This is a genomic window from Cellulosilyticum sp. WCF-2 (genome assembly GCF_003990395.1).
Lineage (GTDB): Bacteria > Bacillota > Clostridia > Lachnospirales > Cellulosilyticaceae > Cellulosilyticum > Cellulosilyticum lentocellum.
In genome coordinates this window covers 3,365,413-3,379,038 of record NZ_CP034675.1, presented here as the reverse complement: position 1 = coordinate 3,379,038, position 13,626 = coordinate 3,365,413, and the positions used below count along the sequence as shown (strand labels likewise).

Genomic DNA, 13,626 nt, shown 5'->3' with positions numbered 1-13,626 from the left:
AAAGGAGCGTATATGAAAAGAATTGTGGTAGGTATAACAGGTGCTAGTGGTAGTATTTATGCTAAAAGATTAATTGAAGAACTACTAAGGTTAGATTTGGAGATTCATGTGATTGCGACTGCTACAGCTGAAAAAGTATTTGCTTATGAGCTAGACTTAGAGTTTAAGTCTTATATGGAAAAGCTTAGAAAGCAGTACCATCAGCTTATTTTAGAAGAAAACGATCATTTGTTTGCAGGAATTGCTAGTGGTTCTTATGGCTTTGATGCCATGATTGTAATGCCTTGTTCTATGGGAACTTTAGGTGAGATAGCTTATGGTCTATCTAAAAATCTCCTGGTACGTGCGGCAGATGTAGCACTTAAGGAAAAAAGACCACTTATTTTAGTACCAAGAGAAACCCCTTTAAATGCTATTCATTTAGACAATATGTTGAAGCTAGCTAAGATGGATGTGGGTATTTTACCTGCCATGCCAGGTTTTTATCACAAACCCAAATCTTTAGAAGAAGTTATAGATTTTGTAGTAGGTAAAGTGCTAGATCATTTAGGAATCCATCATCAGCTATTTCAAAAATGGACAGATCATTAACCCACAATAGATAACGACTTGATGAAAGGAAAGAGAATGAAGATGAAAAAGAAATTAAGTGTATTATTATGTTTCATATTAAGTGTAGTCATGGTAGGATGTAATGCAAAAGCGCCCATTCCAGAAGCCAGTCCATCACCATCAGAAGCAGGAGCTGAAAAAGAAAGTCTTTCTTTAGGACTTATTAGTTCGATTTCAGCGCTACCCATTATTATGGCAGAGGAGAAGGGGTATTTTGAGGAAGCAGGAGTAGATGTAAAGTTAGAATTTTTTAAAGCTGCTAAAGATCGTGATGCAGCGCTTCAAGCAGGCCAAATTGATGGGGTCATTTGTGATCAGATTGCCATTGCTATTTATCAAAATGCAGGGATTGATATGAAAATTACTGGCATGACAGATGGCGAGTTTGTCTTAGTAGCAGGTGCCAATAGTGGTATTAATCAAGTAGCTGATTTAGTGGGTAAAAAAGTGGCTATTTCAGAAAACACAGTCATTGAATATACATTAGACCAACTATTAGATAAATATGATGTGTCTGAAGCAGCAGTAGAAAAAGTAGCCATTCCAGCAATGCCAACAAGACTTGAAATGCTTAATAATGGAGAAATAGATGCTGCCATTATGCCAAGTCCTTTTTCTGATACAGCCATTGCAAATGGTGGTAAAATGATTGAAAAGGTAGATGTGGATAGTGGTATGTACCCTTCTGTTACAGCATTTAAGCAATCTGTTATTGATGAAAAACCAAATGCTATTAAAGCCTTTTATACAGCCTACAACAAAGGTGTCGATTACATTAATACAACAGATGTAAAAGCTTATGAAGATGTGATTATTACAACCATTGGTTATCCAGAAGAGATGAGAGGTAACATTATTGCACCTGTATTTAGAAAAAATCAATTACCTCCTTTAGAGGAAGTAGAAGATGTATTTGATTGGTGTGAAGATAAGGGACTTTTAACAATTGCGCTTGAACCAGCAGATGCAGTAAGTGACATTGGTGTTATTCAGTAATAGCAACTAGTAAAGAGGTGTTGTACTTAGTTAGTGCAATGCCTCTTTTAGTGTGATGTTTAGAGATAATCTCATGTTAAAATAAAGAATTAAAGAGAGGTGAATACAACATGATTGAGGTAAGGGATTTAGTAGTGAAATATAAAAATAATAAAATTTTTGAAAGGGCATTAGGACCGATTGATTTAACACTAGACCCAGGAGAGATTATTGCCATTATAGGTCCTTCGGGATGTGGAAAGTCTACTTTTATTAAAGCGTTAGCAGGCATAACACCTTATGAAGGAAGTCTTTTAATGAAGGGAGAAAGCTTTAATTATCAAAAGCAGCGCATTGGTTATATTCCTCAAGGTTATGGTCTTTTACCTTGGAAAACAGTATATGAAAATTGTACTTTACCATTTCGCATTAAAAAGATGAAACTGTCAGAAGAAAGAAAAGCGCATCTTGAAGAAGTATTAGAGACTTTAGAGCTTAAGCAGTTAACGAAACGGTATCCAAGTGCTTTAAGTGGTGGACAGCGTCAAAGAGTAGCCCTTGCTAGAGCTTTTGCTTTTTCACCAGAATTATTATTAATGGATGAACCTTTTTCAGCTTTAGATGCCATTATGAAAGAAGAGGCAGAAGAAATCTTTTTGAAAGTTTGGAGAGTGCATCATTGTACGACTTTAATCGTAACACATAGTATCGAAGAAGCACTTTATATGGGAAATAAGATTCTTGTCATGCATCAAAATGGAACAGTAAATGCTATATGGGAAAACCCTCTTTTTGCAGATGCACATTTTAGAGAAAGAGAAGAATTTAAAGTGCTTTATCATCAAATTAAAGAACAAATTAAAAGGGGGAGAAGCTGATGAAGCAAAAGAAAGGTTTATTATTTTTACAAGGTTTCTTATTCTTTAATCTTATATGGTATTTGGGAGCCATTTGGTTAAAAACACCAGCTTTACCAGTGCCGACAAAAGTCTATGGCTATTTACCACAAATTATAGGGGGGCCTATGCTAGAACATATAGGGGCAAGTCTTCAAAGAATTTTTTGGGGGCTATTGATTTCTACGTTAATAGGCGTAATGATTGGGCTATTAATGGGTACTTCACCTGTTATTAACCGTCTTTTAAATCCGTTAATCTATTTTACTTATCCTATTCCTAAAACTGCATTACTCCCTATTCTAATGATTTTGTTTGGTTTAGGAGATCATTCAAAGATTACGCTTATTGTGCTGATTACAGTTTTTCAGGTCATTGTAGCAGTAAGAGGGAGTGTTCAGCAGATTGATGCAGGCCTTTATCATAGTATGAGGAGTTTAGGAGCGAGTAAAGGGCAAATGTTTTACCATGTCACTTTACCAGCAGTACTTCCTGATATTTTAACGCATCTTAGGTTATCAGTAGGGACTACTTTATCTGTTTTATTTTTTGCTGAAAACTACGGAACACAGCATGGGTTAGGTTATTATATCCAAGATAGTTGGAGTCGAATGAATTATTTAGCTATGTATGGTGGTATCTTAATATTAGGTTTATTAGGATTTATGCTATTTATTATGATTGATGGGGTAGAACAATGGTGGTGTAAAAAATAAAATGATGTATTTTAATAATTGATTAGTTAAAAACGACCAATTAAGCTAAAAAATGACCATTTATGCCTAAAAGCTTGAAAAGTTCATATTAGAAATGGTATTTTAATAAAGAGGTAGATTAAAAAAAATCATAAGTGACTAAATAATTATAAGAAAAAATGAAACTGGGGAGACGATATGAGCACAAGAATAGGTATTGAACAAATACAGGTGGGGATGGTTATAGATAAACCTATTTATAAACATAATGGTGTTTTACTTATTCCAAGACAAACTACGATAACATCAAGGGTTCAGCAATTACTAAAAGAGTATTTAGTAGAGTATATAGATATTGAAGAAAAAGCAGCGATGCCTATAGCAACCTCGACTGAAGCTATTAAAGAGACTGAAGCCTTTAAAGTATTCGATCAAGGGATGTTAGCTACTACAGAAAATCTAAAAAGCACACTATCTCATGTAGCTCATACAGACGAAGCACTTGATGTACAAACATTAGTTGCAGAAGTTGATAACTTGTTCAAAAAAGCAGATAATAATATCCAGTTATTGGATATGATGTATTGTATGCGCAGTTATGATGATTTAACCTATACACATAGTGTCAATGTGGCATTAATGTGTCATATTATGGGAAGATGGTTAGGATTAAGTGAAGAGGATATGCAAGTTTTGAGTTTATGCGGGCTATTACATGATGTTGGTAAGGTGGATATTCCACAAGAAATAATTACAAAACCTGGAAGGCTTACAAAAGAAGAATTTGATGTGATTAAAGAGCATCCTGTAAAAGGCTATAAGATATTAGAAAAGCAAGCTATTGACGAACGTATTAAAGCAGCAGCCTGTATGCATCATGAGAAATGTGATGGGACAGGATATCCTAAAGGATTAAAAGGTGAACAAATAGATGATTTTGCAAAGATTGTAACCATTATAGATGTATACGATGCAATGACAGCTAATCGTATTTATAGAAAAGGAATGTGTCCATTTAAAGTTGTAGAAGCACTTATAGATGAAGGATTTGAAAAATATGATCCCAAATATTTACTTTTATTTCTAGAGCGTATAACTGAAACCTATATTAATAAACCTGTTAGATTAAGTAATGGGCAAGAGGGTAACATTGTAATGATTAATAAAAATGATTTATCACATCCTATTATTCAAATAGGAAATGAGTATATCAATTTATCTATCCATAAACAGATTACTATAGAAGCCATTTTATAAGATCTATACAAAATAAGCAGACTTAAAATGAAGTCTGCTTATTTTATATGCCATTCATACGAAATTGTTTTGGCGTAACACCTTTATACTTTTTGAAAGTCTTAATCAGGTGGCTACAATCAGAAAAGCCAGTTTCTTGGCTAATAAAGGCTAAGTCGAAATCAGTGAAACGTAATAAGTCCTCTGCTTTACAAACACGAATAAAGGCTATGTATTCTTTACAAGATTGTCCATAGAGTACTTTAAATTGTTTAGCAAAATGAGAATAGCTCATATGACATTGTTTAGCTAGGTCTTCCACTTTTAAAGGTTCACTAGAGTGAGCGTCAATATATTCAGTAATGGTGTCAATAGAGTCATAGGTATTGTTTTTGGTAAGGACAAGGTCTGTATTAAAGTCATTCTTGCGCCAAAAACGTGCAATGGCAATCAGTAAAGAAGTAAGCTTTGCATAAATAAGTAAATCATAACCAAAGTCTTTAGTCTGAGTTTCATGAATGCAAGTTAGAAAAATTTCCTTCATCGGAAAGCTTTTTAGCTGTTCAGCAGAAAAGAAGACACAAGTATGAACATCTGTTTTAGCAGCTTGAAAAATAGAAGCTAAATCTGGGCCAAAAGTAGAGGAAGGTTGAAGCTTATGAATATCGAACTTTAAAACACCATACTTTAAAGGCGAAGGTGTAGTAGCAGAAATAGCATGAATCATTTTGGGGTGGAATAAAATAAGGTCACCAGATTCTAATACATAAGTATGCTGCTCACAATTAATGAGGGCAGTACCTTCTAGTATAAAAATCATTTCCATAAAGTAATGCCAGTGGGCGCGAATAGGTAAAACATCTTTAGCCGCATCAAATAAAAAAGCTTCATACCAAGTGTAACGTTTATCATTGAACTCAAATAAGTAATGCATGTTTGACTCCTAAAAATAGATTTGTACAATTTTAATATGAGATTATTATATAGTCTGCTTATCATAAAATCTATAATAAGAGAAAAGGGTAAAAGGAGACAGAAGATGGAATTTATTAAAGGTATAACATTTGCACCTTTTGCGGCTCAAGGGAGTTTTGCAAATGAGAAGGCAAAACAAAGTTTAAAAAGTTTACAAGAAAGAACAGGTGCTAATTTTATTATTTTAGTGCCTAATGGCCTTCAAGATACAGCACAGTCAGAGGTGATTGATTTTAAGTCTAAGGCTAATGTATCAGATGAAGAATTAAGAGAGATGATTCGTTTTGCAAAATCATTGGGTCTTAAAGTGGCTTTAAAGCCTACAGCCAATTGTAAAAATGGTACTTGGAGAGCACACATTAATTTCTTTGATAAAGATGTGCATTGTGAACCTAAATGGCATAATTGGTTTAAGTCTTATACAGATTTTCAGGTACATTATGCACGTATTGCTCAAGAAGAAGGCTGTGAGATGATGATTGCAGGCTGTGAAATGGTCATGAGTGAGAGAAGAGCAGACGAGTGGCGTAAGCTTATTGATGACATTAAGCAGGTTTATCATGGCCTTGTATCCTATAACACAGATAAATATCAAGAAGATAACGTGACTTGGTGGGATGCAGTAGATGTTATTTCTTCTAGTGGGTACTACCCTCTTGAAGATTGGGAAAAGGAATTAGATCGTATTGAAAAGGTAGTAGAGCATTTCCAAAAACCATTTTTCTTTGCAGAAGCAGGTTGTATGTCTACGGCTCATTCTTCAGAAGTCCCTAATGATTGGGGAAAAACAGGAGAAGTAGCTTTAGAAGAACAAGCAGCTTGGTATGAAGCTATGTTTAAAGCTTGCTCAAAACGCTCTTGGGTATCTGGTTTTGCTATGTGGGATTGGCCATGGAAGCAATATGATTTAAAAGAAGCAGCAAAAGACAAAGGCTATGCATTATATGGAAAACCAGCTGAACAGGTTATAAAAAAATGCTATAGTCGTTAGTAAGTACTAGACATAAAAGAAAGTTGTACATAAGGACAGAAAGCATAAAATCATGCTTTCTGTCCAACTTATTACAGGGAAAATGACTTGAAAAACAAATAGAAAAATAAGATTGAATAGTCTATAAAAATAAGGTAAAATAAAGCTAATATTAAGGGGGTGTAGCTCATCTGGGAGAGCGCTTGAATGGCATTCAAGAGGTAAGGGGTTCAAGTCCCCTCATCTCCATTAATAATAACATCTACAGGCTCTATTTAGAGGGTTACTTCTAGATAGAGTGTTTTTATTGTGTGACGTATCAAATACATATAGGAGAATAGGATATGAAAGACTTAACAAAAGGAAATCCAGGAAAGCTTATCTTACAGTTTGCTATTCCTATTTTTATTGGTAATTTAGTTCAGCTTTTTTATAGTTTGGTAGATATAAGAATTGTAGGAGAGATTTTAGGAGAACAAGCATTAGCGGCAGTGGGTGCGACCAGTACACTTAATAATTTAATCATTGGCTTTTTAATTGGTCTAACCAATGGATTTGCTATTATTGTAGCAAGAGATTTTGGAGCAGGAGATTTTGAGGCACTTAGAAAAAGCGTAGCAGGTACATTAAGTTTAGGGATGATCACCGCTATTATTTTAACCATAGTTAGTGTAGGTTTATTGGAACCTATTTTAAGATTGCTTAATATGAAAGATGAACTCATGTTACAAGGTATTCTTTACATAAGAGTTGTTTTATTAGGAATGATGGCTGCCATGCTATATAATGTTTGTGCCAGTGTACTTCGTGCTATAGGCGATGCCATTACACCACTTTATTTTCTTGTGTTATCTGCATTAATGAATATAGGGCTTGACTACTTGTTAGTAGGGCCTATGAATCAAGGCGTGGCAGGAGCAGCTTATGCTACGGTTATTTCACAGAGTATAGCTGCTATCTTATGTTTTATTTATATAGTGAAACGCTATCCAATGCTTCATTTAAGGTGGAGTGATTTTAGGCCTCAAAAATCACGTATGGTACTATTATTAAAATCGGGATTATCCATGGGGATGATGCAGTCTTTAGTTTCACTTGGAACCGTAGCCCTGCAAAGTGCTATTAATACTTTCAGTACCAATATCATTGTAGCTCATACGGGTGCCCGTAAAATTACAGAAATGTTAATGTTGCCTTTTAGTGTGTTAGGCATGACTATAGCAACCTATTGTGGGCAAAATAGAGGGGCAGGAGAAATCCAGCGTATCAAAATAGGTATAAAACAGGTTATTTTAGCAGCATGGGGCTGGTGTGTGGTGGTTATTATCATCAGCTATACTTTATCGCCTCTACTGATTCAAATGGTAACAGCAAGTAAAGAAGTTGAGGTGATAGAAACAGCCACTCTTTACTTGCGAGTAGATACATTACTTTATTTTGTAACTGCCATGATTGCAGTTTTTCGAAATGCACTTCAAGGGTTAGGAGATCATACAACACCTATTTTCTCAAGTTTTATTGAACTTATTGGAAAAGTACTTGTTGTTATTTTGCTAGTACCTTCTCTAGGTTATATGGGTATTATTGTAGCTGAACCTATTGTGTGGGTATTAATGGTAATCCCTCTAATTATTCAATTAGTCAGACATCCTTTGTTTAAAGAAAACGTTAACCTTAAAGAAAATAGTAAAATAATGTAAATTAAAAGAGCCTTGTTGCAAGGCTCTTTTTTAATTTTTATAATAAAAGAGATAGATATAGGGGCTAAAAGGAGTAGTCTAATGAACAAGAAACAAAAATTAGCGTATTGCTTGATTATTATAATGATTATAAGTCTAGTACCTCATTTCTCTCGTGGGGCTTCTTGGAACCGTATTAATAAGGTCATAACGGTTATGGAGCAGGAAGTTATTTCTGCAGAAGATGCGCCAGAATTGATTATTGACTTAGTAGATGAGTTAGAAGTAGGCGATTTATTTTATTTACAACTTTCAGGAGCTAAATGGTTAGATGAGCCATACATAAGTACGTTAATAGGTGCAGCATCAGAAGCATCGCTAGAAACAAAATTGATAGGTAGTATGTTGCAGATTAAGATTCAAGGAGCCAGGCTAGAAAGAGGAACAAGTATACGAATTCCTATGGCCCTTCAAATGGTGGATGAAATAAGTTTTGTGGAAATTATAAGTAATAATACAGCTGTGACATCAGGGAGATATCATGTTGCAACAGCTATGAATTATAGAGGAAAAGTGAGTACTCATCAAATACCAACAGCAGTAAAAGAAGGTGAAATGGCAGATCTATGGATTGAAGAGCCTTTTTCTAAAGCCTTTTCAAAGGCAATGAATCAAGGGAAACAAGGGGTTATTGAAATTCAGTTAACTCATCAAGGTTTTTCATTTGATATAAATACGAGTACACCTCAGCTTATAGGAATAAAGGGCTTCGAGGGGATTAATAGTGGAGCTGATGCCATTAAGCAGATAGACGGACAGACTCTAGAAATCCTTTTACCCGATATAAGCCAGGCTAAATATACAGGAGGTTTCATTTTATCAGGTATTAAGATTATAGAAGAAAATCATAATAACTTTCAAGGAAAGCTAGCAGTAAAAGCTAAAGGAGACCTTATTCAAGAAGCTACTGTAGAAGTACTAGAGATAATGGATTACACAGTTGACTTAGAAGTGAAGAGTAAAAAGGTATACTCTGGAACAAAGCAAGAAGTTCAATTTGCTTTAGTAGAAAAAGTAGCAGATTCTTTGGTGAAAGAGAGAGTAACTTATTTTGAGTTTGGAAATGGTGTGAGTTTAGAAACGAATACTCAAGGCAAGGTAGAAGTGACTATGAATGGAGAGGTAATGGTATGCGAACCTATAAAAAAAGGAAACCTAGTTATAGGTTTTAAAGTACAGCAATTACCAAAGGAAGCGAGTCGTTATGATTTCCAGGTGACATTAATGATACCTCATGGCACACAAGGAAATATCGAACTTGTAGTAGAAGGAAGATCGCTTATAAAAACACTAACAGCCAAGGTATTAGCAGTTGACACACCTTTTCAGGTAGAAGTAGAACCTTTTGAGGTTCGTATAGGCTTTAAAGATCAAGTGGGTGGTAAAATTGAAATCCGAGAATTAGCGCCGGGAGAAATAGCTCAAGGTAAAACTATTATATTACAGTTTGAAGAAAGTGGGATGAAATTTACAAAGCTACCACAAATCACGGTAACAGAAGGAGATATACGTTTAGGAACGCCGGTATGGCAATCTAATAGACTAGAGATACCTATTGTTAGACGATCCAATGAGGCTTCTATTATTACAATAAGTCACTTTACCTTAACAGCAGACCAAACCATTGCTTCAGGAAATTATAAGTTACAAATAGGGGGAACTGGTTTTTCTGAATTAGCCACAGAGCAAAGCCTAGATGCTATTTGGCAAGGAGATTTTCTTAAAGTAGCAGAGGAAAATGAAGTTATACCTACACCACCGCCAGTCATGGTAACACCTATAAAATTTACTATTGGTAAGAGTCATTATACAATAGGAAGTACTAATAAATCTATGGATGCCACACCCTATATCTCTAATGGTAGAACTATGCTACCTATCAAGTATGTAGCGGATGCGATAGGTATTGGAGGAGAGTGCATTTTATGGCATCCTACTACTAAAACAGTAACTATTAAAGCTAACCAAACCATTACATTACAGCTAGGAAGCAAAATAATGAAAATAGATGGTAAGACTTATACCATGTCAGCCCCTCCAGAAGCTAAAAATGGACGTACTTTTGTACCCGTTGCAGAGATTACACGGGCTTTAGCTATACAAACAGTGTGGGAAAGTAGTACAAAATCCGTTATTTTTTATATTTATGATTAAGTCTTTTTTTATTTTAAACAAAGGTATAAAATAAAAAGTAGCAATATCATAATTTTTAGTTGAATATAAATAAGATTGTATGACATGGTATCCTGATAATATAACGAGGTTATACTACGTATAGAAAGAGGTGATGGTATGAATCATAATGCAAAAGCCACCTTTGCAGGTGGATGTTTTTGGTGTATGGTAAAGCCTTTTGATGAATGGCCTGGGATAAAAGCCATCCAAGTAGGGTATACAGGAGGACATCAACCTCATCCTACTTATGAAGAAGTATGCTCTAAACAAACGGGGCATGTTGAGGCTGTAGAAATTATTTATGATGAAGAGAAGATAAGCTATGAGGAATTACTAGAAATCTTTTTTAGAAGCATTGACCCTACTGATCCAGACGGACAATTTGGAGATAGAGGAGAGACGTATCATACAGCTATTTTTTACCATGATGAAATGCAAAAAGCTTTGGCACAAAGTTATATTGATAAGCTAGAAGCTAGTGGTTGGTTTAATAAGCCTATTACAGTGCCTATCAAGCCGGCTATGGCTTTTTATCCTGCGGAAGAGGAGCATCAAGATTATTATAAGAAGAATCCTTTTAGATATGGACTTTATTATAAGGGATCAGGTAGGAAGCGTTTTCTTGAAGAAAATAATTATCGTCCTTCTTTAAGTAAGGAGGAGCTACGAAAGCAATTATCTACTATCCAGTATCAGGTGACACAAGAGCAAGGCACTGAGCCACCTTTTCAAAATGAATACTTTAATCATTTCGAAGAAGGAATTTATGTAGATGTAGTAAGTGGAAAGCCTTTATTTAGTTCAAAAGATAAATTTGACTCAGGTTGTGGCTGGCCTGCCTTTGCAAAGCCCATCATAGAAAGTGTGGTATATGATAAAGGGGATACGAGTCATGGCATGAACAGAATAGAAGTAAGGAGTACTTCAGCTAACTCTCATTTAGGACATGTGTTTGAAGATGGTCCTGTAGAATTAGGTGGATTACGTTATTGTATTAATTCTGCAGCACTACGCTTTATTCCAAAGTCTAAAATGGATGAGGAAGGCTACGGTAACTATAAGGATTTACTATAATTTAAAGCGGATAATGGAATATAGAGAGTAAGAAAGAAGGGATTTTAATGATGAATCAATGGTTAAAATCCCTTCTTTCTATATCTAAATAAAATAATTAAAAAGTAAAATTATTTACATTATTTATTAATAAATTGTAAAAAATAAAATGATTATAGTATAATGTAGTAAAAATGAGAAATAGGAGGAAGGATAGTGACCTTATCTATGCTACAAGAAGGGAAAGTAATGACTTCTACCTTGGGCATTTCCTATCGTATCTTAAAGTTATTAGGAAGTGGAGGACAAGGAGAAGTTTATGAGGTGACGGCTGGAAATAAGCATTATGCCTTAAAGTGGTATCATCCTCATATGGCCACACCTAAGCAGGAAGAGACGCTGGTACGTCTTGTACATAATGGTAAACCGGATGAACGTTTTTTATGGCCCATGGATTTTATTAAAACAAGTGAGACCTTTGGTTATATTATGGCGTTAAGGCCTAATGTTTATAAAAGTATTGTTGATTTAATGAAACGTAAAGCTGAACCTACTTTTAAAGCACTATGTAGGGCAGGATATGAGCTAGCTGATTGTTTTCAAAAGCTACATTCCTTAGGGTATAGCTACTGTGATATTTCTTTTGGAAATGCTTTTATAAGACCAGATACAGGTGAGGTATTAGTATGTGACAATGATAATGTTGTGATTAATGGTGCCAGTGCAGATAGTGTACAGGGGACTTTAGGGTTTATGGCGCCAGAGATTGTAAGAGGTGAGAAAGGGCCTACGACAGAAACAGATTTATTTTCATTAGCTGTTTTGTTATTTTATATGTTTATGTTACATCACCCTTTAGAAGGTGCAACAGAAGCTAGTATTAAATGTTTAGATATAAGAGCTAAGGAAGTGCTTTATGGGCAAAAACCAGTTTTTATCTGGGATCCTACAGATTTATCTAATAGGCCTATTGCAGGTTACCAAGATAATGCTATTATTTATTGGCGCTTATATCCTGATTTTATTAAAGACCTTTTTATGGTGGCTTTTACAGAAGGAATACATACGCCAAGTAAACGAATCGTAGAGAATCAGTGGAAACGTGGGTTTAAGCGTTTAGAAGATAGCATTGTTCACTGCCTTCATTGTGGCGCTGAAAATTTTTATGAAGACAAAAGCCATTTAGGAGTGAGCTCTATTTGTTGGTGTTGTAATCAAATAGTAGAAGCAGGTGCTGTATTACTTTTAGGACAAAGAGCTATTGTATTAAACCCTGAAACGATTATTTATGCACACCATTTTCATCAGGATTTTGACTTTGATACGGAAATAGCGAGAGTAATTAGGCATCCACAGGATCCTAATAAATGGGGTGTTCAAAATAGAAGTACTAAAAGCTGGCAGGTAACGACTTCAGAGGGTAGTAGCAGAGTCGTAGCACCAGGTAAAAGTATGACACTATTAACAGGGACAGTTATTGATTTCGGTATAAGCAATACATTAGGTTTTATCAAATAAAAGTATGTCAAAATAGATTAAGAAATAAGGGAGAGGAGGATTTAGTGAAAGTTATTTCACTAAAAAGGAGAATATGATAGAAGGTTTAAAAAGACCAGGTGGAGAAATGGCAGCTAGGCCATTACATTTTATATGGTTAGTCGATTGCTCTGGCTCTATGATGGGAGAAAAAATACAATCACTTAATTATGCTATTAAACAAACTATTCCTGATATGAGAGCTGCCGCTGAGGAGAATCCTAATGCTCAGCTTTATATAAGAGCCATTACCTTTTCAGAAGGTGCTAAGTGGCATATTGCATCCCCCACACCAGTACAAGATTTTGAGTGGATAGATGTAGAGGCAGGAGGATTAACAGATTTAGGTAAAGCATTAGAATTAGTAGCTGGTCAATTAGAAATGCCACCTATGCCGGAGCGTGCATTACCACCAGTACTTGTATTACTATCAGATGGACAGCCTACAGATACTTATGAAGCAGCTCTTAATCAACTTTTAAGTTTACCTTGGGGAAAGAAAGCTGTGAAATTAGCCATTGCCATTGGTAATGATGCAGATAAAGAAGTACTTGCACGTTTTGTAGATCAACCAGAAATGCCCGTTTTAGAAGCTAATAATCCAAGTGCATTAATCAAATACATTAAGTGGGCATCTACCGTGACGAAACAAGTTTCTAGTCCTCATAGTCAGATAGCTAAAAATACTTTTGCTACAAGTATGCCTATAGATTTAGCTACCTTACCTACAGTAACTACTGATGATGCTTTAGATGTTTGGTAGA

Annotated in this window: 12 protein-coding genes and 1 tRNA gene; 12 read left to right on the top strand and 1 reads right to left on the bottom strand. The window is 35.1% G+C overall.

Going from position 1 to position 13,626, the window contains the following annotated elements; translation table 11 throughout:
* Positions 1-12 precede the first annotated feature (12 nt).
* The 5 genes from EKH84_RS15160 to EKH84_RS15140 all read left to right on the top strand — a co-directional run bounded on the left by EKH84_RS15160 (position 13) and on the right by EKH84_RS15140 (position 4,435).
* Positions 13-591 (top strand): UbiX family flavin prenyltransferase, encoded by a 579-nt coding sequence (locus EKH84_RS15160; protein ID WP_127066939.1) that lies wholly within the window; start codon positions 13-15, stop codon positions 589-591.
* Between the two features lie 42 nt (positions 592-633).
* Positions 634-1,608: an ABC transporter substrate-binding protein gene (locus EKH84_RS15155; protein ID WP_243118603.1), complete on the top strand. Its 975-nt coding sequence runs from the start codon at positions 634-636 to the stop codon at positions 1,606-1,608.
* Positions 1,609-1,718: 110 nt separating this feature from the next.
* Complete coding sequence (locus EKH84_RS15150) at positions 1,719-2,465, top strand: ABC transporter ATP-binding protein (RefSeq protein WP_127066937.1); 747 nt, start codon at positions 1,719-1,721, stop codon at positions 2,463-2,465.
* Entirely contained in the window at positions 2,465-3,199 is a 735-nt protein-coding gene (locus EKH84_RS15145) for an ABC transporter permease (RefSeq protein WP_127066936.1), read from the top strand. The genes EKH84_RS15150 and EKH84_RS15145 overlap by 1 nt, the downstream gene beginning before the upstream one ends.
* Positions 3,200-3,376: 177 nt before the next feature.
* A complete protein-coding gene (locus tag EKH84_RS15140; protein ID WP_127066935.1) occupies positions 3,377-4,435 on the top strand; it encodes an HD-GYP domain-containing protein in 1,059 nt (352 codons plus the stop codon).
* 43 nt (positions 4,436-4,478) lie between these two features.
* Here the strand turns inward: EKH84_RS15140 and EKH84_RS15135 are convergent, their stop codons facing one another.
* Positions 4,479-5,348, bottom strand: a complete 870-nt coding sequence (locus EKH84_RS15135; protein ID WP_127066934.1) for an AraC family transcriptional regulator — start codon at positions 5,346-5,348, stop codon at positions 4,479-4,481.
* Positions 5,349-5,453: 105 nt separating this feature from the next.
* Here EKH84_RS15135 and EKH84_RS15130 point away from each other — a divergent pair, with 105 nt between their 5' ends.
* From EKH84_RS15130 to EKH84_RS15100, 7 genes are all read left to right on the top strand, one after another.
* Positions 5,454-6,380, top strand: a complete 927-nt coding sequence (locus EKH84_RS15130) for a glycoside hydrolase family 113 (protein WP_127066933.1) — start codon at positions 5,454-5,456, stop codon at positions 6,378-6,380.
* 155 nt (positions 6,381-6,535) lie between these two features.
* Positions 6,536-6,608, top strand: a tRNA-Ala gene (locus tag EKH84_RS15125).
* 95 nt (positions 6,609-6,703) lie between these two features.
* Positions 6,704-8,059: an MATE family efflux transporter gene (locus tag EKH84_RS15120; protein ID WP_127066932.1), complete on the top strand. Its 1,356-nt coding sequence runs from the start codon at positions 6,704-6,706 to the stop codon at positions 8,057-8,059.
* An 81-nt stretch (positions 8,060-8,140) separates the two neighbouring features.
* Complete coding sequence (locus EKH84_RS15115) at positions 8,141-10,252, top strand: copper amine oxidase N-terminal domain-containing protein (protein ID WP_127066931.1); 2,112 nt, start codon at positions 8,141-8,143, stop codon at positions 10,250-10,252.
* A 138-nt stretch (positions 10,253-10,390) separates the two neighbouring features.
* Positions 10,391-11,347 (top strand): peptide-methionine (R)-S-oxide reductase MsrB, encoded by a 957-nt coding sequence (msrB, locus tag EKH84_RS15110; RefSeq protein WP_127066930.1) that lies wholly within the window; start codon positions 10,391-10,393, stop codon positions 11,345-11,347.
* A gap of 195 nt (positions 11,348-11,542) precedes the next feature.
* Positions 11,543-12,844, top strand: a complete 1,302-nt coding sequence (locus EKH84_RS15105; RefSeq protein WP_207669744.1) for a protein kinase domain-containing protein — start codon at positions 11,543-11,545, stop codon at positions 12,842-12,844.
* 73 nt (positions 12,845-12,917) lie between these two features.
* The gene (locus tag EKH84_RS15100) at positions 12,918-13,625 is read left to right on the top strand and encodes a vWA domain-containing protein (protein WP_013657493.1); all 708 of its coding nucleotides are present in this window, start codon (positions 12,918-12,920) and stop codon (positions 13,623-13,625) included.
* Position 13,626: the final 1 nt, after the last annotated feature.

Excerpts from the sequence above, each read along its gene's own strand:
- EKH84_RS15140 (WP_127066935.1), top strand. The coding sequence starts at position 3,377 with ATGAGCACAAGAATAGGTATTGAACAAATACAGGTGGGGATGGTTATA.
- EKH84_RS15130 (WP_127066933.1), top strand. The coding sequence starts at position 5,454 with ATGGAATTTATTAAAGGTATAACATTTGCACCTTTTGCGGCTCAAGGG.
- EKH84_RS15100 (WP_013657493.1), top strand. The coding sequence starts at position 12,918 with ATGATAGAAGGTTTAAAAAGACCAGGTGGAGAAATGGCAGCTAGGCCA.
- EKH84_RS15160 (WP_127066939.1), top strand. The coding sequence starts at position 13 with ATGAAAAGAATTGTGGTAGGTATAACAGGTGCTAGTGGTAGTATTTAT.
- EKH84_RS15120 (WP_127066932.1), top strand. The coding sequence starts at position 6,704 with ATGAAAGACTTAACAAAAGGAAATCCAGGAAAGCTTATCTTACAGTTT.
- EKH84_RS15135 (WP_127066934.1), bottom strand. The coding sequence starts at position 5,348 with ATGCATTACTTATTTGAGTTCAATGATAAACGTTACACTTGGTATGAA.
- EKH84_RS15150 (WP_127066937.1), top strand. The coding sequence starts at position 1,719 with ATGATTGAGGTAAGGGATTTAGTAGTGAAATATAAAAATAATAAAATT.
- EKH84_RS15145 (WP_127066936.1), top strand. The coding sequence starts at position 2,465 with ATGAAGCAAAAGAAAGGTTTATTATTTTTACAAGGTTTCTTATTCTTT.
- msrB (WP_127066930.1), top strand. The coding sequence starts at position 10,391 with ATGAATCATAATGCAAAAGCCACCTTTGCAGGTGGATGTTTTTGGTGT.
- EKH84_RS15155 (WP_243118603.1), top strand. The coding sequence starts at position 634 with ATGAAAAAGAAATTAAGTGTATTATTATGTTTCATATTAAGTGTAGTC.
- EKH84_RS15115 (WP_127066931.1), top strand. The coding sequence starts at position 8,141 with ATGAACAAGAAACAAAAATTAGCGTATTGCTTGATTATTATAATGATT.